This window comes from Cryobacterium sp. PAMC25264 (assembly GCF_019443325.1).
Taxonomy (GTDB): domain Bacteria; phylum Actinomycetota; class Actinomycetes; order Actinomycetales; family Microbacteriaceae; genus Cryobacterium.
In genome coordinates, this window is sequence record NZ_CP080383.1 from 373,044 (window position 1) to 396,530 (window position 23,487).

Below are 23,487 nucleotides of genomic sequence, written 5' to 3' on the forward strand. Positions count from 1 at the left end.
ATGAAACGAGGGCGGCTACGAGTGCTGCTCGGTGCCGCCCCCGGCGTCGGGAAAACCTACACGATGCTCGAGGAGGGCAAACGTCTCCTCGGTGAAGGCCAAGACGTGGTGGTCGCGGTCGTGGAAACCCACGGCCGCGCCGCCACGGCCGCCATGGCCGACGGCCTCGAGGTCATCCCACGCATGACGATCCTGCACCGCGGCGTCGAACTGACCGAGATGGATCTTGCTGCGGTGATCCTGCGGAAACCCGACATTGCCTTGGTTGACGAGCTGGCGCACACGAACGCACCCGGCTCCGAACACGACAAACGGTGGCAGGACGTGGAATCCCTGCTGGCTGCGGGAATCGACGTGATGTCGACAATCAACATTCAGCACATCGAATCTCTCAACGACGTCGTGCAACAAATCACCGGTGCACCGCAACGCGAAACCGTCCCAGACGAAGTACTCCGCGCTGCCGACCAGATCGAAGTCGTAGACCTCGCCCCCCAAGCGTTACGTGGACGCTTAGCCGATGGCCGTGTTTACCCAGCCGAACGCATCGACGCGGCTTTGTCGAACTACTTCCGCTTGGGCAACCTCACCGCGCTGCGAGAACTCGCCCTGCTCTGGCTGGCGGATGAGGTCGATACCGCGTTGAAGTCATACCGTGCCGAGCATGGAATCGATAGCAAATGGGAAGCCCGAGAACGAGTGGTCATCGCACTCACCGGTGGTCCTGAGGGAGAAACCCTCATCCGACGCGGCGCACGAATCGCTGCCCGCTCCGCAGGCGGGGAGCTCCTCGCGGTACATGTCACCAGCCAAAACGGGCTTAGATCCGCGCACCCGGGCGCGCTTGGACACCAGCGAACCCTCGTCGAGACCCTCGGCGGAACCTACCACCAGGTCGTCGGTGACGATATTCCCCACTCTCTGGTCGAATTCGCCAAGGGCGCCAACGCCACACAACTTGTCATAGGAGTTAGCCGGAGAAGCCGCCTGATGGCCGCGCTCACCGGTCCCGGAATCGGGTCCACCGTGATTCGCGAATCCGGCAACATCGATGTGCACATCGTCACGCACGCCGCCGCCGGAGGCCGCTTCGCGCTTCCTCGACTCGTCGGCGCAGTCACCATGAAACGACGCATCCTGGGTTTTGTTCTCGCCCTGCTCGGCGGCCCACTGGTGACCTGGCTACTCGCGTCGTTCCGAAGCCCGGAATCGATCACCAGCGATGTCCTCACCTACCAGCTCCTGGTCGTCCTCGTCGCCCTGATCGGTGGGATCTGGCCCGCCCTTTTTGCGGCTTTCCTCTCGGGCCTCACTCTCGATTTCTTCTTCGTCGAACCCATCTACACCATCACCGTCGATGAGCCACTGCATCTGTTTGCGCTCGTACTGTACGTGCTCAACGCTGCCCTGGTCAGCTACGTTGTCGATCAAGCCGCTCGCCGCACCCGAGCAGCGAAACGCTCCGCAGCGGAGTCCGAACTGCTCGCCACCATCTCCGGGAGCGTCCTCCGGGGCCAAAGCGCCCTCCAAGCGTTGATCAGCCGCACTCGGGAAGCGTTCAACCTCACCGGGGTACGGCTGCTCGTCGACGGGCAAATTCTCGTCGGGGACGGAGAACCCACCGAACCCGCACACTTCACCACAGTGCCAGTGGGGACCCGTGCCACCCTTGAACTTCATGGGGGCGACTTGCAGGCATCAGAACGACGGCTGCTCGCGGTGATCGCCGCCCAGATCGATGCTGCCATGGAGCATTCTGCCCTTACCGCGACCGCCAACGAGATCGGGCCACTAGCCGAAACCGACCGGGTGCGCAGTGCCCTGCTCACCGCCGTCGGTCACGACCTACGCCGCCCACTCGCCGCGGCCACCGCCGCGATCAGCGGATTACGCTCAACCGACGTTTCCTGGTCCACGAGCGATCGTGACGAACTTATCGCCACCGCAGACGAGAGTCTGCAAACTCTCGCGGTACTTGTGACCGATCTCCTTGACGTTAGCCGAGTCGAAGCCGGCGTTCTCGGCATTTCCCTCGACGTTCTCGATGCGGGGGACGTGATCCTGCCGTCACTGGATGAGCTGAAGCTAGGACCGCAAGCTGTCGAGCTTGACCTGGACCCGAATCTGCCCTCCCTCATCGCCGACCAGGGACTGCTCCAACGAGTGGTGGTGAATCTACTCGCGAACGCTTCCCGCTTCGCCCCGCCCGGCACACGAGTGCGCATCTCCACCAGCAGCTTTGGTGGCACCGTCGAAATCCGTGTCATCGACCATGGGCCCGGTATCGCCCCCGAACGGCGCGACGATATCTTCGTTCCGTTCCAACGGCTCGGTGACACGGACAACCTCACGGGCCTGGGCCTGGGGCTCGCTTTAGCCAAGGGCTTTACCGAAGGAATGGGCGGCACCCTGGAAACCGAGACTACGCCCGGCGGCGGACTAACGATGGTTGTCTCCCTGCCCGCGGTGCACCCCGACGGCACGGACTCAGCGTCAGAAAAGAATTACTCGCACATCAAAACGGAACCCGCTGCGACTGCGGCCCAGGAGAGCATATGAAGATCCTTATTGCCGATGACGATCCACAGATACTTCGCGCACTGCGAATCACCCTCGGGGCACGCGGCTACGAAATAATTACTGCGGTGAACGGTGCGGAAGCACTAAACGAAGCCATTGCGCAACGCCCCGACATCTTCATGCTCGATCTCGGTATGCCCGAACTCGATGGCATCCAAGTCATCCAAGGACTCCGCGGCTGGACTCAATCGCCCATTCTTGTTGTTTCCGGACGAACCGGTGCCGCAGAAAAAGTTGAAGCCCTCGATGCTGGCGCAGATGACTACGTCACGAAACCATTTTCGATCGATGAACTCCTCGCGCGAATACGCGCTCTGACGAGACGGGTTCCGAACCAAGAAGCCGCACCCATCACGCGCATCGCAAAAATCGAGATTAATCTCGCGGCCAAAACCGTCACCAGAGACACACCAGATAGCACCCAACTCGTTCGGCTCACGCCGACGGAATGGCAAGTCCTGGAAGTACTTGTCCAGAATGCAGGAAAGCTCGTCACCCGTCAGAGTCTCCTGACCGAGATCTGGGGGTCCGAACACATCACTGACACTGGCTACCTTCGCCTCTATGTCGCACAGCTACGAAAAAAAATCGAGCCCGATCCCAGCCGACCGCGCTACCTGCTAACTGAGCCAGGGATGGGATACCGGTTCATGCCGGACCGCCGTCGGGAGCATCCGCCCGTGGCCAACGTGGACGCACAGTGACGAGGCGCTGCTGGACGTGGGCGACTGGCTCAGGCGTTACCACTCGGCGGTCGCAGACTTCGTCCCGCCCCCTGGCTCACGGTGGCGTGAGGGTCTGGCTTGGGAGCCCGGCCAAATCATTGGGCACAACGACGCGGCGCCGTACAACGCGGTTTGGGATGAAAATGGGCTTGTAGGGTTCGTTGACTGGGACATGGCTGGTCCAACTACGCCCGCCGCTGATCGCGCTTGGGTCGCATTCTCCTGGGTGCAGCTCCACGCACGGCAGGTCGTCGTGGACGAAGGATTTGCTGCGTTCGGAAAACGCCGTGATCGTCTAGAGACGTTTCTCCAGTCCTACGGATGGGGCGGCACGATCAACGATGTGCTCGAGCTCGTCGGCCAACGCATCCACACACAACTCGATCTAAGTAACCTGCACCAACGGTCAGAAGCGTTTCGCGCATAAAGCATTCACCCGGCTGAAGAACACGAGTGGCAGCGGTTTTGTTGCTCGAGTTGCGTATGGTTTCCGTGATGGAAATGATATCGTGATTTAACACAAGGCCGACGCCTCGCATCGGCCCCGACGGAAGACACGGTAATGACGCCCAGCTCCCCTCTCACCGACCGTTCGATGCCCGTGCGCGTGGCCATCACGACCGGCGATCCCGCGGGGATCGGACCCGAGCTCGTTGCCCGGCTGCTGACCGAACTCGCGGCCGATCCGAGCCAGTATGTCTCCGTCTACACCACCGGACCCGAGCTTGACCGGGGCTTCGACCAGGCCGGTGCCGGTGCCGACCGTGCCGCCGTCGACGGAGCCGAGCACATCACCATTGTCGACAACGGTGCCGGCTTTGGGAACATGCCGGTGGCGGTGGCCTCTGAAGAGGGGGGCCGTTGGGCGCTGCACAACCTTGAACTCGCACTGGCGGCCCACGAACGTGGTGACGTGGATGCGATAGTTTTCGCGCCGCTGAACAAATCCTCACTGCACCAAGCCGGTATGCACGAGAACGACGAGCTGCGCTGGTTCGAGAAGCGCCTCGGCGTCACCGGAGTGGTGTCGGAGCTGAATGCGATCAACGGCCTCTGGACCTCCCGCGTGACCTCGCATGTTTCGCACCGGGATGCCCCGGCTCAGATCACAGCGGCCCGGGTGCTTGGGGCAGCGAGCCTGCTCAGCGCCTACCTCGTCGGATCCGGCGTGCCGCGCCCACGGATCGCCGTGTGCGCGCTCAACCCGCATGGCGGCGAAGGCGGTAAGTTCGGCCGCGAGGAGATCGACGAGATCAGGCCCGGCGTCGCTCTGGCCCGCGAGGCCGGCATCGACGCTGTGGGACCGTTCCCTGCCGACACCCTCTTTCTCCGCGCCCGCGACGGCGACTTCGACGGTGTCGTGACGATGTACCACGATCAGGGCCAGATTGCGATGAAGATGATCGGCTTCGATGGCGGCGTGACTGTAGAAGGTGGAATCGGCATTGCCGTCTGCACGCCGGCGCACGGAACCGCCTTCGACCGCGTCGGCGCGGGCACTGCATCCGTCACCTCCACCCGCAACGCCTACTTCCTCGCCCGCTCGCTGGCTGCCACGGCGACCACGCTCACCGCCTGATGGCGGGCCTCGGCCTGGAAGCCGCGCTTGCCGCCGCGCCACGATCACGGTCCGTCGACCAAGAAGAGTTGCGCCGCGCCGCGGAGGCGGGCCCCACGATCGTGGTGCTCGACGACGACCCGACGGGCACGCAAACCGTCACGGACCTCCCGATCCTTACTCGCTGGGAGGCAGGTGACCTCCACTGGGCGTTCGAGCAGCCCGGCACCGGCTTTTGTGTGCTCACCAACTCGCGCAGCCTCTCGGCACCCGACGCGCGGGCTCTCAATGCGAGCGTGCTCGAGTCCGTGCACACCGCGGCCGCCGGCCGGCCGTACGCCGTCATCAGCCGCGGTGACTCGACCCTGCGGGGTCACCACATCGACGAAATCGACGAAGCCTGTGGCACGTTGGCCCGCGTGGGCTGGGGCAGCGTTGACGTGGTCGTGGTCGTGCCGGCCTTTCCGGATGCCCGCCGGGTGACGGTCGACTCCATGCACTGGATCTTCGATGGCGGCGCCTGGCTCCCGGCAGGCGAGTCCAGCTTCGCCGCGGACGCGACGTTCGGGTACACCTCGAGCGACCTGCGCGAGTTCACCGAGGAACGGTCGCACGGTACCCGGCCGGCGCACGACGTCGACCAGATCACCCTGGCCAAGGTGCGCGGGGACCCGCTCGAGCTGGTCGAATTGATCGTTCGGGTGAGCGGCGGCCGGCACGTTGTCATCGACGCCGCTGACGAGAACGACCTGCGCGGAATCGCCCTCGCCGCGATGCGAGCCGAGGCGCGCGGGCGGCGGCTGCTCTACAGGTCCAGTCCCGGACTGCTCCGTCCCCGGCTGGCCCAGGAGCGGCAGGCGCCGCTCACGTCGGCCGCGGTGGCAGCCGCCGTCGCCCGGGCGCGCCCCGCCACTAGGCACGGCCTGGTCGTGGTGGGCTCTCACGTGCCGCTGAGCAGCCGCCAGCTGGCACATCTCGTAGCCAACGACGCGCACGTGCACCAGGTCGTCATTGACGTTCCGGCCCTGGTGCGGGGCTCAGACCCCGCCGCCGTTCTGGGTGAAATGGTGCAGAGCGCCGTGGAGGCCCTCGCCGATGGCGACGTCGTGATCTCCACCTCGCGGGAACGGGTGGACGGCGCCGACGGCGCCGACAGCCTCCGCATCGCGCGGGCCGTCTCCGAGGCGCTGGTGACAATCACCCGGGAGGTGCTCAGACGGGCCCGGCCGGCATTCCTCATCGGCAAGGGCGGCATCACCTCCAGCGATCTCGCCACCGCCGCCGTGGGACTGCGTCGGGCCACCATTCTGGGCTCGCTCCTGCCCGGCATGGTCTCGGTCTGGCAGTCCGGTGACGCCGGCCTTGACGGCGTCGCGGCCACGCCATACGCCGTCTTCCCCGGCAATGTGGGCGGCGATGACGCGCTCACTCAGGCGATCGCGGCCTTTCGCGCCGGGGCGAATTCAATCGGGTAGGTGTCGAGGTAGTCCTGAATCGCGACGACGGCGCCGCCTCTGGCCCACTCGTAGAAGTCCATCGGCTCAATGCGCGTTGCGATCGGTAACGCCCAGCCCGGGCGGTCGCTGTCGATACCCGCGGCGACGGAGTCGGGGGCCGTTGTAGCCAGCCCGATGCCCTCGCCGGAAAGCAACACGTCCTGGATTCCGGTGAGCATCGACACCGACGAGATCAGCCGGCCCAATGCCGTCGCCGACTCCTGCACCACCCGGGCGGCCACGGGATCGCCGCTCGCCGCGAGCGCGAGCACCTCGTCGTAGGTCACGACCCTGCCCAGACCGATCGACACGGACTGGCAGATGCTGCCGGACGAGAGGTAAGCCATCGCGCAGCCCCGGTGGCCGTCGGCGCAAATGGGGCCGGTGCGGTCGATCACGAAGTGCCCCACCGTGGGAGCATTCGGGTGCTCGCGGCGTACCACGCTGTCGTGGATGACGAGCGAGCAGCCCACTCCCACGCCGACAGTGATGAGGGCGAAGTCGCTGTGTCCCCGGCCCATGCCGAACCAGAGCTGTGCCTGGGTGAGTGCGAGCACGTCGTTCTCAACCACCGTACGGAGGTCGGTGCGCGCCGCTACGGCCTCGGTCAGGGCGACATCGTGCCAGTCGAGCGACCGGGAGACATTCACCATCCTGCCGTCGAGAGAGTGCCCACCGAGCGCGACGCCGATACGTTCTGAGCGACAGACATCTCCCAACAGCGACTGGGATATCGCCACGATGCCGTCGGTCACCGCATCGGGTGTCGTCGACGCCAACGGGCTACTCGCGCGCGCCACGATCTCGGCGCGGGCGTTGGTGACCACCGCGTAGAGGGCGTCGACATTCACCTTGACCCCGAGAAAACGAAGCTCTCCCGACACGTCCAGCGGCCGCGCGATGCGACCGTGCACAGGGTCGGCCTGCGGTTCGCCCTCAACGAGCAGGCCAGAGTCCACAAGCGGTTTGGCCAGCCGCGTGAGGCTGGCAGGGGAGAGGTTCAGCCGGCGGGCCACCTCGCTGCGCGACAGCGGGCCGTTCTTGACCACTTCCCTGGCGGCAGATCTGGCTGACTCGATGGCCATCGTTCCTGGAGCGACTTCTCTGACACTCACGTTTCACACCCCAATTATGCTTAGGCCGAAATCCTAAGCTCTGACGACACTGCTTTTGCTTCCAAAAATATTCTATTGAGCACTCACCGCGCCCGGCGTCGTAATCACGGGCAAGTGAGCTTCGTTCGAGAATGACTTGACGCCAAGTGTTTTCTATCGTAATAATATTAGACGTCGCACGAAGCCCGCAGGGCCCTAGGCAAGGAAGCCAAAATGTTGTCAGAGACCCCCCGTCTGTTCCATCTTTTGGCGGGCGGTGTCAGCGTGGTCATCGATGCGGGGGGCTTTGGGGTTCCCCAGATCGTGCACTGGGGAGCACCTCTCGATGGCGACACGGCGGCCGCACTCGAGCAGCTCGCCACGGCAGCACGGCCCCAGATCGTGTCCAATAGCATCGACGTCCACGTGCCGTTGGGCGTGCTCCCCGAGCAGGCCGCTGGGTGGGCCGGCACGCCGGGCATTTCCGGTCACCGCGACGGAGCCCACTTCACTCCGCTGCTGGCGCTTACCGCCGCATCCGTGGGTGGCTCGCCGGATGCCAGGTTCGCCGACCGCCGTTTCGTCGCCGACCTGGCCGATGTGGATGCGGGACTCGAGGTGGTGCTTGTCATCGAGCTGTCCGAGTCCGGGGTGCTGCGCTCCCGGGCCACCGTCACCGGTACCGGTGCCGGTGTGTACACCCTGGACGGCCTGCAATTGGCGCTGCCGGTGCCGCTGCATGCGCAGGAGATCCTCGACTTCACGGGCCGGCACGTGCGGGAAAGTAGCCCGCAACGGCACGCCTTCACCTTCGGCAGCCACGTGAACGAGGGCCGCCGCGGTCGTACCGGACACGACGCGTCACTGTTGTACGCGGTCGGCTCAACTGGCTTCGGCTTCCAGACCGGTGAGGTCTGGGGCGTGCAGGTGGCGTGGAGCGGAAACCACCGCACCTACGCCGAACGGATGCCGAACGGTCGCGGCGTGGTCGGCGGCGGCGAGTTACTGCTGCCCGGCGAGATCCGGCTGAACGACGGCGATTCCTATACCAGTCCGTGGCTCTACGCCTCCTACGGAACCGGACTCGACGAGCTCAGCGCCCGGTTCCACGCCTTCGTGCGCACCCGGGTGGGTTACCCCACATCACCCCGCCCGGTCGTGCTGAACACCTGGGAGGCCGTGTACTTCGATCAGAACCTCGACACCCTGCTGGCGCTTGCCGACCGGGCCGCCGAAGTGGGCGTGGAGCGCTTCGTGCTCGATGACGGCTGGTTCCACGGCCGCCGCGACAAGTCCGCCGGCCTCGGCGACTGGCGTATCGACGACACTATGTGGCCCGACGGGCTGGATCCGCTCGTGCAGCGGGTGCGTGCGCTGGGCATGCAGTTCGGACTGTGGTTCGAGCCCGAGATGATCAACCCCGATTCCGACGCGGCCCGCGAACACCCCGAATGGATCATGTCGCCCGGGTACCGGCTGCCGCCGACCGCGCGGTTCCAGCAGGTTCTCGACTTGGCCAACCCTGAAGCGTTCGCGCACGTGCTCGAGAGCATGAGCGGTCTAGTCGCCCGGTATGACATCGATTTCATCAAGTGGGACCACAACCGCGACCTGGTCGATGCGGGCCACCCGGGTGCCGGCGTCGCCGGTGTGCACGACCAGACCCTCGCCTTCTACCGGCTGGTCGACGAACTGCGCTCCAGGTTTCCCCGCCTGGAGATCGAAGCCTGCTCCTCTGGCGGCGCCCGCGCCGACCTTGAAGTTCTCGAACGAAGTGACCGCATCTGGGCCAGCGACTGCATTGACGCCCTCGAGCGGCAGCGGATCGAACGCTGGACTGGTCTCACCGTGCCGCCCGAACTCATCGGTTCGCACGTGGGTGCAGACACCGCGCACTCCACCAAGCGGGTGCATGACATCTCGTTCCGTGCCGGCACCGCCATCTTCGGCAGCTTCGGCATCGAGCAGAATCTCTCGCTCGCCAGCGCTGACGAGGTCGAACGGCTCACCCAGTGGATCGCGCTCTATAAAGAGATGCGCGGCTGGATGCACCGCGGCACCGTGGTGCGCGGCGACCACCCCGACCAGGCGTACTGGCTGCGCGGCGTTGTCTCCGTCGACCGCGACGAGGCGCTCTATTCCTTCGTGGCGATGGCCACCTCGGTGCAGAACCCGCCCGGGATGGTGCGCCTGCCCGGGCTGGACCCTGAACGCGTGTACCGGGTTGCGCCGTTGGCTCCTGGCACCGGCATCCTCACCTTCAACCACCACGCCGCCCCGGCCTGGTGGGTTGACGGCATCGAGCTGAGTGGACTGACCCTGGCCCGGGTGGGCCTGCAGGCGCCGGCACTCGCGCCCGAACATCTCGCCCTGGTGCACGTCACCTCGATCACTTGCACGGAAGGCTGAGTCCGATGACTGCACCTGCCACCACTCGCCGGGCAGCCAGCCCGGCCCGGATGCCTGCGCCCCCGCGCTCGAAGAAGAATCTGTTCGGCCTGAAGCGACGGGAAGCGATCGCCGCCTGGCTGTTCGTGGCCCCCGCGCTCATCGGCTTCATCGCGTTCTACCTCTGGCCTGCACTGAGCGGGCTCTATTACAGCTTCACCGACTTCGACCTGCTCACCGCGCCCGAGTTCATCGGGCTGGAGAACTACAAGCGGCTACTCAACGACCCCCTGTTCTGGAACGCGCTCGGCACCACGAGCTGGTACGTCCTGATCAACATCGGCTTGCAGACTGTGCTCGCCCTGGGCATCGCGGTTCTCATGCAGCGGCTCACCCAGTCAATGGTGGTGCGCGGCGTCGTGATGCTGCCGTACCTGATCGCCAACGTGATCGCGGCGCTGGTCTGGTTCTACATGTTCGACTTTCAGTTCGGCATCGTGAACGAGATCATCGACGGCATCGGGCTTGACCGGGTCGCCTTCTTCGGTGAAAGCGAGTGGGCCATTCCGACCGTCGCCTTCATCAATGTCTGGCGGCACATGGGCTACACCGCGCTGCTGATCTTCGCCGGACTCCAGGCCATCCCCAAGGACGTCTACGAGGCTGGAGCCATCGACGGCGGCTCCGAGCTGCGGATGTTCCGCAGCATCACGCTTCCCCTGCTGCGGCCGGTGCTGGCGATGGTGCTCGTGGTCACTGTCACCGGGTCGTTCCAGATCTTCGACACCATCGCGGTTACCACGCAGGGCGGCCCGGTCAACTCAACCCGGGTGATCAACTACTACATCTTCGACATGGCCTTCAACCGATTCGATTTCGGTTACGGCTCGGCAATGGCGCTCGCGCTCTTCGTCTTGCTCGCCGTTTTCACCTTCGTGCAATTGCGCCTGACCCGCGCCAACAAATCCGACCTGGGATGAGCCGACCATGACAACGATTATCAACGCCCCGGCAGTCACCGACCCCCAAGAGCTGACCCGGCCCCGGCGCCCGGGCCGACGTGCCAAGCCCAAATTCACCGTGGGCCGGACCTTGGCCTGGGTAGCCCTCGGCGGGGTCATGCTCATCACTCTCATTCCGTTCTACTGGATGCTGCGCACCTCGTTCTCCACCTCCACCTCGCTAGGCAGCGACCCAGGTTCGCTACTGCCCGTGGACTTCACCTTCGGCGCCTACGAGCGAGTGCTGGGCCTGGCCACCCCAGCCGAGGCGCTCGCGGAAGGCGGCTCGGGCGCATCCATCAACTTCTGGGCCTACCTGCGCAATTCCCTGATCGTGGCCACCGTCACCACGATCGGCCAGGTGCTGTTCTGCTCGATGGCCGCGTACGCGTTCGCCCGTCTGCAGTGGCGCGGTCGTGACCTGGTGTTCTCCACCTTCATTGCCGCCCTTATGGTGCCGCCGATCTTCACCACCATCCCCAACTTCGTCACCATCCGCGAATTGGGCCTGCTCAACACCTACGCTGGCATCATCTTGCCGACGCTGTTGATGACCCCGTTCGCGATCTTCTTCCTGCGCCAGTTCTTCCTCGGCATCAGCCGGGAAGTAGAGGAGGCGGCGATCATCGATGGCGCGGGACCGCTGCGCCGGTTCTTCCAGGTGATCTTGCCGTTGGGTTCAGCGCCGATCGCGACCCTCGCCATCCTCACGTACATCACCTCGTGGAACGAGTATTTCTGGCCGCAGCTGGTGGGCCGGGAAGAAGAGGTGCGGGTTCTCACCGTCGCGCTCGGTGTCTTCAGGTCGCAGACCCCACAGGGTGGGCCGGACTGGGCTGGCCTGATGGCGGCGACCCTGATCGCTGCGCTGCCCATCCTCATCATGTTCGTCTTCCTCGGCCGCCGGGTGATCAATTCAATCGGCTACTCCGGCGTCAAATAGTTCCCCACAGCACACCAACCACCTGCACCACGAAAGGGAAAGAAATGAAGAAGACCACGAGAGCACTTGCGCTTCTCGCAGCAATGCCGCTGCTTGCTCTGACCGCCTGCTCGGGCGGCGGAGGCAGCGATGCCGGCGCAGATGCCAAAGGTTCGATCACCTACTGGCTCTGGGACTCCAACCAGCAGACCGCCTACCAGCAGTGCGCCACCGATTTCGAGGCGGCGAACCCTGGAACCAGCATCAAGATCGAGCAGTACGGGTACGACGACTACTTCCAGACGCTCACCACCAGCCTGGTCGGCGGCAATGCCCCCGACGTGATCACCAACCACCCGTCGTTCTTTCCGCAGTTGGCCAGCACCGGTCAGCTGCTCGCCCTCGACGACGTCGTAGAGAGCGAAGGCATCGACTTCGACGACTATCAGGCAGGCATCCCCGAGCTTTGGGTCGGTGAAGACGGCGACCGTTACGGTATGCCGAAGGACTGGGACACCGTCGCCACCATCTACAACGAGGCCTATCTCACCGAGGGGGGCCTCACCCCGAAGAGCCTGGCAAATCTGGATTGGAACCCTGAAGACGGCGGTACCTGGGAGGACACCATTGCGCACCTGTCAATCGACAAGAACGGCGTGCGCGGCGACGAGGCAGGCTACGACCCCGACAACGTCGAGGTGTACGGCCTCGGCCTCAAGTCGAAGTCGGGCATCGGCGCGTTCGGCCAGACTCAGTGGAGCATGTACGCGCTCAGCGCCGGCTGGGAGTACTCCGACAAGAACCCGTTCGGCACCGACTTCAACTACGCCGCCGACGAGTACATCGACACCATCGCCTGGTGGCGTTCGCTGATCGAGAAGGGCTACATGCCGAGCTACCAGGCCGCGTCCTCCGGCGTTGGCATCAAGGATGCCTTCGGCGCAGGCAGCTACGCGCTCGTCACCGACGGCAGCTGGAACGCCCGCAGCTACTACGGTTTCGAGGGCATCGACGCCGGAATCGCCCCGCTGCCGACCGGCCCCACAGGTGAGCGCGTCGGCGTGCTCAACGGCCTCGCCGACTCGGTGCTTGCCTCCACCAAGAACCCCGAGCTGTCCAAGAAGTGGGTGGGCTACATGTCCACCGAGGCCTGCCAGGACGTCGTCGCCGCGGCCGCGGTGGTCTTCCCGGCCCTGAACAGCTCGAGCGAGAAGGCACGTGAGGCCTTCAGCGCCGCCGGCATCGACGTCTCGGTCTACTTCGACGCCGTCGCCGCCGGGTCCACCGAACTCGCGCCGATCGCCAACCACTGGGTGGATGTGCTCGCGATCATGGAGCCCGCCGTGGAGCAGGTGCTCATCTTTGAAGCCGAACCCGAGACGCTCAAGGAGGCCGCGGCCGAGGTCGACAGGCTCTTCGCCATCGACTGACCCTTTCCACGATCCGCGAACGCGGCGACTGCCTCCGCCCGGTAGTCGCCGCGTTGGTGTTGTCGCCGGTCAACAACAAATGGTCAGCATGGCAGTTCAATGGTCTAGCCCGCGAGGAACGCGCGCAGCGCTCCCGCGATCTGAGAGACGTAATCCTCACCCACGGGCGGGACCCCGAGCGAATGAGCGCCGCTCTCGCGGGGGTAGAAGAATCGCACCCGCGACTGCTCTAACCGCCTCTCGGGCAGACCCAAAAAGCCAACCCGGAACCTAACGCCTACTGGCCGACCGGCGTACTTTCCTGCTCAGTGCGATGTTCGCCCGGTGCCGCATTCCCGGCTCCGGTTTTGGCGGGAGATGCAGGGGTCGGCGCTGCCCGCTTTACGTCGCGTGTCGCGATCCCGAGACGCCCGGCGACCTCCGCGCAGGCAGCCCCGGCGGCCACCATTTGCGCAATCGCTGCGTCAGCGCTTCGGCGTCGGTCAGCCGTGTACGCTTCGGTTTGCGCGCGGATGCGCGCAACCTCTTTTCCGGCGAACTCGTTCACGTCACCGATCTGTTCCATATAGGCGAAGTAATCCACGGCTATGGACTCTAGCTTGTCCTCACGTTTCCGAAACTGCGCCGACTTCTCGCGTGCGAGCTGACGGGCGGCGGTGAGTTTTGCGGACTTGCGTGACTCACGGGGACGTAACCGCATCGGGTGCACAAATGTTGATTCCTAGGTGACGAGAATCCAGTCGGCGGGACGTCTCACAACTCATGGGATACAAGACGCGAGCCGCCCTCGGAGCCATCGTGGCAACCAGATCGATGCGCCAAATATCGATCACAGAATGCCGCCACATAGCGCAGCAGCCCACACCCTTCAGCGGTGGATTCCCCGCAGCTTAGAAACGATCGTTTTTGGATTGCATGCGTAGCCGATTTGGGGGCGGCTTCCGTGTGAAGTTGATCGGTACGAGGGGATGTCCCTAAGACCGCAGCGTCTACGCGGACCATTGCCCGGTTTCGGTGAGCACGATCAGCGAGACCCACTAATCCCTCGGCTCCGCGGAACCAGGGCTACTTGCTGCGCGGCTGATTTCATGCTTAGGCCTCGGTTCCGCCGTCCACGCGCAGCACGACGCCGGTGATGAAGGAGGCCTGGTCAGAAAGGAGGAAAGCGGTCGCGTTGGCGATGTCCTCGGGCTGGCCCAGATGCTCCATAGGGATCTCGGCGGCGTAGGCGGCCTTGGCCTCGGCAGGCAGGGAAGCCAGCGCCGCGGTTTCAATGGCACCGGGGGCCACGGCGTTGATGCGGATGCCTTGTTCGGCTGTTTCCTTGGCTACGCTGCGGGTCAGGGAAACCACGCCGTGCTTTGCGGCACCATAGGGTTCAAATGCGGGGTGGCGCTGATGCCTGCCAGCGGGGCGATGTTCACGATCGAACCACGTCCCTGTTCCAGGAAGTGGGTGATCTAGGATTGACTGGCCAGGAAGGTGCCGCGCAGGGTGACGTTGATGGTCCGGTCCCAGTCCGCGGCGGTAGTGTCCTGGACCGGCTTGGGCGTCGCGCCGACACCGGCGTTGTTCACCGCCATGTCCAAACGGCTGAAGGATTCCAGGGAGAAGGGAACCAGCGCGTCGACCTCTTCGGCGTCGGCGACATTGGCGTGCTTGTAGGCCGCTCGTCCTCCGGCGGCCTCTATGAGCGCCACGGTTTCGGCGCCGGCTTCGTCGTTGACGTCCGAGACGATGATCGAGGCACCGTGGCAGCCAGACGCAGGGCAATGGCGCGTCCGATGCTGGCTCCGGCTGCCGTGACGAGGGCTACTTGGTTTTCAAAAAGCAGTGGAACGCTCTTCTTTCTGGGTAAATCTACTGTCGTAATAGGGGTGGTGTGGCGGTCCTATCCGGATAGGGCCTCGCGCCGTGATTCCCAGCGCCGCAGCAACAAGGCGACCAAGACTGCTGCGGCGATTCCAACGACCGTGAAAATGACTCGCTCAATGGTCAGCTCGAATCCGCGCTCGACATCGCCAAGGGAGGCGAAGATCAACAGCATCGGCGTTAAGGCCAGTGCTTGCATGAGGTATGCCCCGCCCATGGAATACCAGACAAGGAAGAACAGGCACAGTACAGCCACTATGACTGCGCCCCAGACGGGCAGGAACAACACCGCCAGCAAGGCGATCATTGCGCCCAGGAAGGTGCCGATGAGGCGTCCGTTGAGGGTCTCGCGCCGCTGATTGGCTAGCGGCCGCAGGGCCATCAGGACGGTCACCGCGACCCAGTACCCGTGGGGGATGTTGTTGGTCAAGGTCCAGTACATGATCGCGGCACACAACAGACCCACCGCGATCCCGTGTTCCCACGCGGTGCGCTTTTCCACCGGAAGGGTCGGGGCCTGGAACTTGAGCAGGCGGGTGATCAGGGCTCCGGCCACCCCTCCGGCAAGAATCCACAGCACCGCGGCCCACCAGGTTAAGTTGATCGGGCCGGGCCCAAAGAGGATAACCATGACCGGAGTCAGCGAGAGCAGTCCGGCTGAGCGCTTGTTGGTGGCTGCAGAGAGGACTGCTGAGACGAACATGAGAACCGCGACGGCCCAGGGTGTTGAACCCGCCAGGGACGCCATCCCGCCCAGTGCGGCACCTATGATCACCAGCAGTGCTGCCTGGCGCGGCTTGCTCACGGGAGTGACCGCCATCCCCAGGCCCATGGCCAGTCCGAATCCCATGCTGGCCGAGGCCCCTCCGAGCACGCTCACGATGACCGATGGAATCATGATTGCCACCAAGAGCTTGAGCGTTGTGGGCAGGGTCCCGGGTCGTGGACGGCTAAAGATCACCATGGTGTCGTTGCCTTTGCATGGGTTGGTGGTAAGCGGGAGTACCCGCTCTCAGCCTGCGGACGGCTGAAAAGATCAGCTTAAATACCTACGATACCGTCGCGAATTTACCCCGCACCGCCGAACGAGCACCATTATCCTTATGGCAGAAGACGCCCCGAAGATCCGTGTCGTATGCTACCCCCGCAAGATGCGCGGGAGGGTGCCTGGGCTGTTGGCCACGCCTGTCCGCGCCCTAGATGAGTGAGTCCTAATGGTCGTAGGCGATGAGGGATCGTTTGTTGGGTGCTTGGATAAGCCAGTTGTGCCAGATTCCGGCGGCGAGGGCGAGTAGTCGGCCGGCGACGCGGGAGTAGAGCCCCAGGAGGGTGCGTCCGCCGTGGTCTTCGAGGGTGAGTTGGCCTTTGAGGGTGTCGAAGACGGACTCGACCCATTGGCGGATGCCGCCGAGTTTGCCAAAGCGTTTCTTCTCGTCCTTTCGGTCGGGCCGGATGAGGTGCGCGCCGAGTTCGTCGGTGATGAAACGTACTGGCCGCGGTCGTGTTTTCGCATATTGCGGCGAAGCTTGCGGCTGATCGTCGACGGTGATCGGCCAAGTCGCCTGGAGATCTCCCGGATGGAGAATCCGTCTCGCCTGAACAAAGCGATCCGATCACGTTCGATCAGGCTCAGGTACCGTTCGTGTCTGTCTGCCTCAGCAAGTCGTAGCGGCGCGATCCCACCACGTTGAGATCTCCAACGGTGACCGGTCGTGCGTCCGATCCCGACGCGCTTCGCGGCGGCGATCGGTCCGATCCCGGCAAGGATGAGTTTCCAAGACTCGTCTTCGCGGTTGAGGTTTCTCTTGCGCCCACGTCTGGCCATCTTCACACTCCAAATCTTGGTGGAGTGTTGCGACGAGACCTAGAACTCGCCAGGCGTTTATGGCCCTGTTTTTAGTTGGCGTTAACACTATCGGCTCCGTCGAGCCGGACACCGGCTGGGCAGACTGATTCGACTCTGCTCGGTGACCTCAAGAACCACGAGGTCGTTCGGCCTCACCTTGCTGACCCAAGAAGGATCCTGGTGGCCGTTGTTCCGAGTCAAATCACTGGCGGCGGAGCGCTCGCACCAGAAGCCAGACGCCAATTGCGAGGTTCGCTAGCGCGAACGCTACCGTGGCGTTCCAAATGACCACAGAAGCAAGTGGCAGCACCAGCTGATCGCTTGGCAGAGCCATCGCGGCACGGGACTGCAGCTCCGCGATCGTAAAGTAGCCGGCGATGAGGAGGCCTGCTCCCGGGGGTGCGACGATGGCGACAACTTTCTCCCATCGGCGCCATGCGGGTGAGAGCCACACCAGTATGTAACCCACGACCCACCCCACGATCGGCACAATGAGCCCGCCAACAGCGACCGCGAGCGAAGCGACAATGACGTAGACACGCGAGCTGAGGCCGGATCTTGCCTGCGGCGGTTCAGCGCCCTCCCGGGCCTCCGAGGCAATGAATGTTGGATCGCCGAGCTGAATAATGCGATCCCGTGCTTCATCCGGCGGGAGTGACGCCAGCTCTTCAGCGATGCCCAGGCGGATCTCACCGGCAGTACTCTTCGGGACGTCCGCAAGCGCAACATCCAGCTGGTGAAGGTAGGCGGCAACTTCCACGGGTTGTTCAGTGCTCGACACTCTTTTCCTCTCCCACAAAGTTCGACACCGTCGTAACGAAACTCGGCCATTGCTCGCGGAACGCCGCGAGCTTCTGTATGCCTGCCGGTGTCAGACGGTAGTACTTCCGAACGGGACCCACACCCGAGCTCTTCTCGAATGCCGTGATGAATCCACCTTCACGAAGGCGGGTCAGTACCGGGTACAGGGTGCCGATGCCGGCGATGACGCCGGGGGCGGACAGAGACTCGGCTAGTTGCCACCCATACATCGGCTCGCGGGAGAGAGAGCCGAGTATGCAGTACTCGACCACACCCTTCCTAAGCTGCGAACCAATCTCGGCTATCATGTGAGACACGCTAGCATGCGAAACAAGTTACCGACAGGCTGCGGTGACTAATCACTGTCTCGTATCCCGACTGTGTCGTATCCGATGTGCGATTTCAAACGGTCGTAGCAACAGGGGCTATTTCTTTCCTCGAGACTAGCTCGCTGAGCAGGTCAGCCGGGGTGCTGCGTTTGAGGGTTCTGCGGGGTCGATCGTTGAGTTCCGTGGCCACTTCGAGAAGGCGTTGAGGGCTGTGGGCGTTCAAGTCGGTGCCCTTCGGGAAGTACTGTCGCAGCAGGCCGTTGGTGTTCTCGTTCGAGCCGCGTTGCCAGGGCGAGGCTGGATCGCAGAAGTAGATCGGAACGCCGGTAGCTTTGGTGATCTCCACGTGCCGGGCCAGTTCGGTTCCCTGATCCCACGTCAACGAACGCCGCAACAGCATTGGCAGGCCGTCCAGCGCGTCGATGAGCCCGTCGTGAAGCGCAGCGGAGCTGTGGCCGTTGGGCAGGTGCACCAGGACAACGAACCGGGTCGTGCGTTCAACGAGAGTCGCGATTGCCGATCCGGACGCGGATCCGACGATCAGATCGCCCTCCCAGTGGCCGGCGACCTTCCGGTCGTTGGCCTCTGTGGGCCGTTCGCTCAGCATCACCTTGTCGCGGATCTTGCCCGGCGCGTTCAGCTGTGTTCCCCGTGGTTTCCGGGCGGAACGGCCCCGTCGCAGGTGCCGATGCAGGCGCACTCCGACGTAACCGCGGCTCTGAACGTAGAGGCTTTGATAGATCGACTCGTGCGAAACCTGGAGCTCGGCCTGGCCGGCGAACACGACCGCGAGGTCATCACTGATCTGCTGCGGACTCCAGTTCTTCCGCAACCGCTCCTCCACGACGGCGGCCAGCAGCCGGTCGTCGAGCTTGCTCGGCTTGGGCCGGCCGGCTCTGATCACGCAGCGTTTGTGTGCGGCATAGGGTCGGTAGCTGCGCGTTGTCGGGTGGCAATTGCGACGCAGCTCACGGCTGATCGTCGACGCGGAGCGCCCCAGATCCCGGGCGATCGCGCGCACACCGGCGCCGCCCAGCCGCAGATCTGCGATGCGCAGACGCTCCTCTTGACCCATATAGCGCCCCGACGCCGGCACGGCCGGGACGGGTATTCGACCGCCGGCGGCCTTGATCCACCGGTATCCCTGTTTGCGATTCACTCCCATAGATTCACACGCGGCCGCCGCCGACATGCCCTCGCGAACCCGTTCCCAGAACAGGTTCTCGCGTTCCTTCATGACCACTCTCGACGCCATCACCAACACCTCACTCATACGGTGTTGCTACGACCCCTTGAAGCCGCCGATGGGATATGAGGCAGCGAGGTATTTGCCATCTTCTGTATCGAGCCCGCTGCGGAACAACGAGGCGCAGAAGAAATCGACATGAGAACAACCCGTTGGCGCGTTCGTGGCGGTAGGGTTACCGCAAGAATCGGACCGAGTTGGTATACCAATTGTCCGCGAATAGGGGGGCCGTAGTGCCCGAAAAGGAAGCATGGTTCGGTCCGAAGAAAATCGGCTTCGGCTGGGGACCGCGAACATGGCAAGGGTGGCTGATCATGGCATTCATCACCGCCGCGGTGGTTGGCATAACCATCTTCGGAGCCTCCCAGAGCGGATAGATTTGCGCCAGCCCACAGGAGACTGATTGTCGCCGCGTTTCACAATCAGCCTCATTGAGAGAAAGCGCCTCATCGTGAATACACACAAACCCGGGCAAGCGGGCATTCGTGATGTCGTCGCGGCGTCCACGCTCTGGGCGCCACTGGTCGCTATCGCGACAACGTTGGCAGCGTGGAGGAATTTACTCCCGACCGACCTGCCCCGTCAGTGGGGTAGCGATGGCGTGAGCTCGACGTGGCCGACGGGGGTCGCGATCGCCCTCCTCACGCTAATTTCCCTCGGTTCGGCGATCACGGCAACGATCGCGCTTCGACCGGGCGCAGCCCGGAGTCGTCGGACAACATTCTTGTGGGCCGGGTTCGCCGCCGGACTAGCGTGCGGCGCCTGGCTGCTGGTTGCGGGTTCAACAATCTCCGCCGGCGCGAATGCCGAGCCCGAGGTGGGTGCGTGGCCCCTGCTTCTCATGGTGCTGATGGGGTACGGCCTAATCCCTTTCCTGATCGCACATCGGTGGGTGGACGATGCACCCCAATCGCCCGCTGTGGTGGTCACTATTGCACCTACTGAAACTGCCGCGTGGATCACGACCGTAACGGTGCCGCTATTCGCTCTGACAAGCCTTGCGCTTCTAATCACCGCAGCGGTCCTGTTCTTCCTCGCAGCGCGCAACGGCACAGCGGGAGAAGATCTCTGGGGCGCAGCGGTCTTGGCGGTCATCTCCGTACCGTTGCTGGCGTTCGCGCGACTGCGCATAAGTGCCGACTGGCGCGGTCTCAAAGTCGTTACGGGGATATTGGGAATCTCGCTGAAGTCAATTCCGCTGACGGCCATCGAGTCAGTTCGCACCGACATTCTGGAACCCACGCAATGGGGCGGCTGGGGCTACCGATTCATGCCAGGCAAATCAGCAATCATCCTCCGCGCCGGCGCCGGAATCATCATCAACCTCACCAATGGCAAACAATTCGCGCTCTCGCTGAAGGCCCCCGAAATCCCTGCCGCAGTCCTGTCAACGATGATCGCTTCCGACGCCTAGCGGCGGCGGGTGTCTCACAACCTCAGAGTGTCGAAACCCATGGGTTACGTGACGCAGCTAGTCAGCGTCCCATGCTCGTTTTGGTGGTGAGTTGGAGTATGCCCACAGCACCATACTCATCATGAACGCAAGAACTCCACTCCCCATCAAGGCCATCGCGGGCACCCCCAGGTAGGGACTGAAAGTGTTCATTTTCTCCGGCATTGAATATCGTTCGCAATACATTCCGTCATAGGCGGCGCTGGCGCTGCTAGGTTCACGAGATGCTCCGCATTCGACAGACACGTTGGAAAATTGCTTACGTTGTCGCCTGCAACATCTTGCTCGCGCTCAATGGCCTGTTTTTCCTCCCCCTGATTCCGTGGCCGGCCGGCTGGGTGATCGGAAACGCACTTCTTATCCTGTTGGTTTTCGGCGGAACACGATCCTTCCGCGGTGCGGGCGAACCTCTCGCGGCGCCCCGCGCCCGGTGGCGGATGACCTCTCGGCCTCGATCTGGCTTCATTGTTGGCTCGCTATTTGTCCTCAGTGCTGCCACTAACGTCTACTCCGCGATTTCAATGCCCACGGAACTTACGTTCAACTACGCCGCTGACGCGGTCCTCGATGGGGCGTTGGCGTTCTTGTTTCTCCGGTCGTCAGTCCGGATGCAAAGGGTGCAGCCGGAAACTGTGCCGGAACCTGAGGGCCCGCCACTGTGGAAACCAATCAAGCGCTAGACGTCACATCAATGAGCTTGTTGTAACAGCCTTAAGGAACCGCCGGAAGAAGGCACCTGAACCAAGCGCCAATGTCTCGAAACCCGACTGTGTCTTAACCCATGCGTTGTGCGACACGGAGCGATCACAGAACACCGCCAAAGAGCGTCGAACTCCACAGTTTTCAGCGGAGTCGTCACTGCGTTGTCACGTAATCGAACGTATAAATGACAGGGGTCGATCATGCTCGTCGGATACGTGCGAGTCTCGAAGGCTGACGGGTCACAGAGCACCGATCTGCAACGAGACGCGCTCTTATCCGCCGGTGTCAAGGCCGATCATCTTTACGAGGATCAGGCCTCCGGGAAGAAAGACGATCGCCCACACTTGGCGGCCTGCCTGAAAGCACTTCGAAAAGGCGACACCCTCCTCGTCTGGAAGCTCGACCGTCTCGGTCGTGACCTGCACCACCTCGTGAACACGGTTCACGACCTCACCGACCGTGGCGTCGGCCTCAAAGTTCTCACCGGGGAGGGCGCAGCCATCGACACCACAACCGCACCCGGCAAGCTCGTCTTCGGCATCTTCGCCGCCCTCGCAGAGTTCGAGCGCGCGCTCATCTCCGAACGCACCATTGCGGGACTCGCGGCGGCGCGCGCGCGCGGCAGGACCGGCGGGCGCCCGTTCAAAATGACGCCGGCCAAGGTCCGCCTGGCGATGGCCGCCATGGGTCAGAAGGAGACGAAGGTGGGCGAGCTCTGCACAGAGCTCGGCGTCACCCGGCAAACGCTGTATCGGCACGTGTCGCCATCCGGAGAACTCAGACCCGACGGCGAGAGAGTCATCTCAAGGCGAAAGGTGCATTCCTAAGCCCACCGGCACCGCTCACGTGCACGGGCAAAGCGAAGCAAGGATATTGCGTTACCCGCACTTGGGATGCTGCGGTTGTCTGAGACACCGCCTCGAGCGCATGACGCCCGGTCATCGGGCATATTGTCGCGGTACGCGATGAAAGCCACGACGACAAGGGAGCGCCCTCTGGGCGCACGGGGATCGTTTCCGGAATCGCACAGCAACGCAGACACGCGTTCAGGATGGCGATCGCAGCAGCGTGGTGCTTACTCGTTGTACAGGACAGAATCCGCGTCGCCGCCAGGCTGATCTCTACGCAATCCAGGGCGGCGAGGAAACAAGCGGTGCCTTCCCCGTTATCGCCCAGACCTAGGCACGCGTCGGCGCAGTCTTCGCTCACGTGAATGAGGACATCGCATGCGTCCTCGCAGACCCGAATCCGTTGCCGCATCAGAGCGACATCCGCTGTGTTGTCCCGCATATGGACACGGTAACCCGGGGGCACCGGAACTCACAGCATCCATCCCTGTGAAGCCGGCGCGAGAATTCGAATAGGTGGATACAGTGTGATCGTTGCGAGGCCTACGCGATGTGGAGTGGAGGGGCACCAGTCATATTTACAAACTGAATGAGACGCCCAAATGGGACACTTGATCTACAACTCGAACCTGACGATCTTCTTCGATGATCGGACCCTCGCTCACCTGCAAGCAGTCATCGCTAGCAAGTTGCGCCACAAAGAGGGCTTTCATTTCACCTGGCGGGACGAGGCGAGTGCCGGGAGCGGCAGTAGAAATGTGATCTGGGTCTACCCCGGAGTTTCTCTCGTCTACGTCTACTCCAGCAGTCACACGCCCAGGATCAATCCAGAGTGGATCAGTGCATTGCTCGGTTCCGCGAGCACCCCCGATGGCCTAACCGTCTTGCCCGAGCCACTGTCCGCCAGCGCTGGCCAGCACTTGCTTGCCTCGCTCAGAGAGCACTGATGGATTCTACGAGGAGCAGCCCCACGCCGGAAGACAACCAAAGGCGTTAGGTGAAAGCAATCCTGCAAGCGATAACGTCCGCGGCCACCGCATCCACAGATAGTCCTGTGGATTCCGCATAGTCCACGAGGCGTTGCAAGGCATGGTCTGGATCAGTGTGGGTCTGAGCAATGATCACTCCGGTTGCTTGGTGCACCTCAGAGTTGTACCAGCTGGTGGATGGGACTGCCCCGAGTTCAGTTGACTCAA

Annotated in this window: 21 protein-coding genes and 2 pseudogenes; 12 read left to right on the forward strand and 11 right to left on the reverse strand. The window is 63.4% G+C overall.

Annotated features, from left to right (window positions below; translation table 11 throughout):
• The 5 genes from KY500_RS01695 to KY500_RS01715 all read left to right on the forward strand — a co-directional run bounded on the left by KY500_RS01695 (position 1) and on the right by KY500_RS01715 (position 6,338).
• Positions 1–2,559 carry an ATP-binding protein gene (locus tag KY500_RS01695; RefSeq protein ID WP_219902087.1) on the forward strand — a complete coding sequence of 853 codons (2,559 nt, stop codon included), beginning with the start codon at positions 1–3 and terminating at the stop codon, positions 2,557–2,559.
• Positions 2,556–3,284 carry a response regulator gene (locus tag KY500_RS01700; RefSeq protein ID WP_219902088.1) on the forward strand — a complete coding sequence of 243 codons (729 nt, stop codon included), beginning with the start codon at positions 2,556–2,558 and terminating at the stop codon, positions 3,282–3,284. The genes KY500_RS01695 and KY500_RS01700 overlap by 4 nt, the downstream gene beginning before the upstream one ends.
• Before the next feature lie 16 nt (positions 3,285–3,300).
• Positions 3,301–3,732, forward strand: coding sequence for a phosphotransferase (locus tag KY500_RS19690; RefSeq protein ID WP_219902089.1), 432 nt, complete (start codon positions 3,301–3,303; stop codon positions 3,730–3,732).
• 135 nt (positions 3,733–3,867) lie between these two features.
• A complete protein-coding gene (locus KY500_RS01710; RefSeq protein WP_255579706.1) occupies positions 3,868–4,884 on the forward strand; it encodes a 4-hydroxythreonine-4-phosphate dehydrogenase PdxA in 1,017 nt (338 codons plus the stop codon).
• Entirely contained in the window at positions 4,884–6,338 is a 1,455-nt protein-coding gene (locus tag KY500_RS01715; protein ID WP_219902090.1) for a four-carbon acid sugar kinase family protein, read from the forward strand. The genes KY500_RS01710 and KY500_RS01715 overlap by 1 nt, the downstream gene beginning before the upstream one ends.
• Here the strand turns inward: KY500_RS01715 and KY500_RS01720 are convergent.
• Positions 6,293–7,444, reverse strand: a complete 1,152-nt coding sequence (locus KY500_RS01720; RefSeq protein ID WP_219902091.1) for an ROK family transcriptional regulator — start codon at positions 7,442–7,444, stop codon at positions 6,293–6,295. The genes KY500_RS01715 and KY500_RS01720 overlap by 46 nt on opposite strands.
• Before the next feature lie 243 nt (positions 7,445–7,687).
• Between KY500_RS01720 and KY500_RS01725 the strand changes: the two genes are divergently transcribed.
• The 4 genes from KY500_RS01725 to KY500_RS01740 are packed head-to-tail and all read left to right on the forward strand — an operon-like array spanning position 7,688 to position 13,194.
• On the forward strand, positions 7,688–9,862 hold the full coding sequence (locus tag KY500_RS01725) for an alpha-galactosidase (RefSeq protein WP_219902092.1): 2,175 nt from the start codon (positions 7,688–7,690) through the stop codon (positions 9,860–9,862).
• Positions 9,863–9,867: 5 nt separating this feature from the next.
• Entirely contained in the window at positions 9,868–10,821 is a 954-nt protein-coding gene (locus tag KY500_RS01730) for a carbohydrate ABC transporter permease (protein ID WP_219902093.1), read from the forward strand.
• Positions 10,822–10,828: 7 nt separating this feature from the next.
• A complete protein-coding gene (locus KY500_RS01735) occupies positions 10,829–11,785 on the forward strand; it encodes a carbohydrate ABC transporter permease (protein ID WP_219902094.1) in 957 nt (318 codons plus the stop codon).
• Positions 11,786–11,829: 44 nt separating this feature from the next.
• Positions 11,830–13,194 (forward strand): sugar ABC transporter substrate-binding protein, encoded by a 1,365-nt coding sequence (locus KY500_RS01740; protein ID WP_219902095.1) that lies wholly within the window; start codon positions 11,830–11,832, stop codon positions 13,192–13,194.
• Between the two features lie 277 nt (positions 13,195–13,471).
• Here KY500_RS01740 and KY500_RS01745 read toward each other — a convergent pair whose 3' ends face one another.
• The 9 genes and pseudogenes from KY500_RS01745 to KY500_RS01785 form a co-directional block, all read right to left on the reverse strand.
• Complete coding sequence (locus KY500_RS01745) at positions 13,472–13,777, reverse strand: hypothetical protein (RefSeq protein WP_219902096.1); 306 nt, start codon at positions 13,775–13,777, stop codon at positions 13,472–13,474.
• 509 nt (positions 13,778–14,286) lie between these two features.
• Positions 14,287–14,712 (reverse strand): SDR family oxidoreductase, encoded by a 426-nt coding sequence (locus tag KY500_RS19080; RefSeq protein WP_255579902.1) that lies wholly within the window; start codon positions 14,710–14,712, stop codon positions 14,287–14,289.
• A complete protein-coding gene (locus tag KY500_RS01755; RefSeq protein WP_219903237.1) occupies positions 14,655–14,936 on the reverse strand; it encodes an SDR family NAD(P)-dependent oxidoreductase in 282 nt (93 codons plus the stop codon). The genes KY500_RS19080 and KY500_RS01755 overlap by 58 nt, the downstream gene beginning before the upstream one ends.
• Positions 14,937–15,085: 149 nt before the next feature.
• Positions 15,086–15,964, reverse strand: a complete 879-nt coding sequence (locus KY500_RS01760) for an FUSC family protein (protein ID WP_219902097.1) — start codon at positions 15,962–15,964, stop codon at positions 15,086–15,088.
• Positions 15,965–16,277: 313 nt separating this feature from the next.
• Positions 16,278–16,550 (reverse strand): annotated as a pseudogene (locus tag KY500_RS01765) (IS982 family transposase); the annotation flags it as partial.
• A gap of 77 nt (positions 16,551–16,627) precedes the next feature.
• Positions 16,628–16,891: pseudogene (locus KY500_RS19085) on the reverse strand (IS30 family transposase); the annotation flags it as partial.
• A gap of 223 nt (positions 16,892–17,114) precedes the next feature.
• Positions 17,115–17,693: a hypothetical protein gene (locus KY500_RS01775; protein ID WP_219902098.1), complete on the reverse strand. Its 579-nt coding sequence runs from the start codon at positions 17,691–17,693 to the stop codon at positions 17,115–17,117.
• Entirely contained in the window at positions 17,680–18,021 is a 342-nt protein-coding gene (locus tag KY500_RS01780) for a PadR family transcriptional regulator (RefSeq protein WP_219902099.1), read from the reverse strand. Before KY500_RS01780 ends, KY500_RS01775 begins: the two co-directional genes overlap by 14 nt.
• A 94-nt stretch (positions 18,022–18,115) precedes the next feature.
• The gene (locus KY500_RS01785; RefSeq protein ID WP_219902100.1) at positions 18,116–19,315 is read right to left on the reverse strand and encodes an IS30 family transposase; all 1,200 of its coding nucleotides are present in this window, start codon (positions 19,313–19,315) and stop codon (positions 18,116–18,118) included.
• Between the two features lie 376 nt (positions 19,316–19,691).
• Between KY500_RS01785 and KY500_RS01790 the strand changes: the two genes are divergently transcribed.
• The 3 genes from KY500_RS01790 (at position 19,692) to KY500_RS01800 (ending at position 23,238) form a co-directional block, all read left to right on the forward strand.
• A complete protein-coding gene (locus KY500_RS01790; RefSeq protein ID WP_219902101.1) occupies positions 19,692–20,702 on the forward strand; it encodes a hypothetical protein in 1,011 nt (336 codons plus the stop codon).
• Between the two features lie 941 nt (positions 20,703–21,643).
• A complete protein-coding gene (locus KY500_RS01795; protein ID WP_219902102.1) occupies positions 21,644–22,270 on the forward strand; it encodes a recombinase family protein in 627 nt (208 codons plus the stop codon).
• Positions 22,271–22,893: 623 nt separating this feature from the next.
• A complete protein-coding gene (locus KY500_RS01800; protein ID WP_219902103.1) occupies positions 22,894–23,238 on the forward strand; it encodes an ATP-dependent DNA ligase in 345 nt (114 codons plus the stop codon).
• 46 nt (positions 23,239–23,284) lie between these two features.
• On the opposite strand, the gene KY500_RS19695 is transcribed toward KY500_RS01800, so the two are convergent.
• Complete coding sequence (locus tag KY500_RS19695; RefSeq protein ID WP_219902104.1) at positions 23,285–23,434, reverse strand: ANTAR domain-containing protein; 150 nt, start codon at positions 23,432–23,434, stop codon at positions 23,285–23,287.
• Between the last annotated feature and the right edge of the window lie 53 nt (positions 23,435–23,487).

What these genes read in the sequence shown, in the direction of transcription:
- KY500_RS01785 (WP_219902100.1), bottom strand. Translation starts at nt 19,315, where the DNA reads ATGAGTGAGGTGTTGGTGATGGCGTCGAGAGTGGTCATGAAGGAACGC.
- KY500_RS01715 (WP_219902090.1), top strand. Translation starts at nt 4,884, where the DNA reads ATGGCGGGCCTCGGCCTGGAAGCCGCGCTTGCCGCCGCGCCACGATCA.
- KY500_RS01800 (WP_219902103.1), top strand. Translation starts at nt 22,894, where the DNA reads ATGGGACACTTGATCTACAACTCGAACCTGACGATCTTCTTCGATGAT.
- KY500_RS01700 (WP_219902088.1), top strand. Translation starts at nt 2,556, where the DNA reads ATGAAGATCCTTATTGCCGATGACGATCCACAGATACTTCGCGCACTG.
- KY500_RS01710 (WP_255579706.1), top strand. Translation starts at nt 3,868, where the DNA reads ATGACGCCCAGCTCCCCTCTCACCGACCGTTCGATGCCCGTGCGCGTG.
- KY500_RS01735 (WP_219902094.1), top strand. Translation starts at nt 10,829, where the DNA reads ATGACAACGATTATCAACGCCCCGGCAGTCACCGACCCCCAAGAGCTG.
- KY500_RS01740 (WP_219902095.1), top strand. Translation starts at nt 11,830, where the DNA reads ATGAAGAAGACCACGAGAGCACTTGCGCTTCTCGCAGCAATGCCGCTG.
- KY500_RS01730 (WP_219902093.1), top strand. Translation starts at nt 9,868, where the DNA reads ATGACTGCACCTGCCACCACTCGCCGGGCAGCCAGCCCGGCCCGGATG.
- KY500_RS01780 (WP_219902099.1), bottom strand. Translation starts at nt 18,021, where the DNA reads ATGATAGCCGAGATTGGTTCGCAGCTTAGGAAGGGTGTGGTCGAGTAC.
- KY500_RS01725 (WP_219902092.1), top strand. Translation starts at nt 7,688, where the DNA reads ATGTTGTCAGAGACCCCCCGTCTGTTCCATCTTTTGGCGGGCGGTGTC.
- KY500_RS01720 (WP_219902091.1), bottom strand. Translation starts at nt 7,444, where the DNA reads ATGGCCATCGAGTCAGCCAGATCTGCCGCCAGGGAAGTGGTCAAGAAC.
- KY500_RS01760 (WP_219902097.1), bottom strand. Translation starts at nt 15,964, where the DNA reads ATGATTCCATCGGTCATCGTGAGCGTGCTCGGAGGGGCCTCGGCCAGC.
- KY500_RS01795 (WP_219902102.1), top strand. Translation starts at nt 21,644, where the DNA reads ATGCTCGTCGGATACGTGCGAGTCTCGAAGGCTGACGGGTCACAGAGC.
- KY500_RS01695 (WP_219902087.1), top strand. Translation starts at nt 1, where the DNA reads ATGAAACGAGGGCGGCTACGAGTGCTGCTCGGTGCCGCCCCCGGCGTC.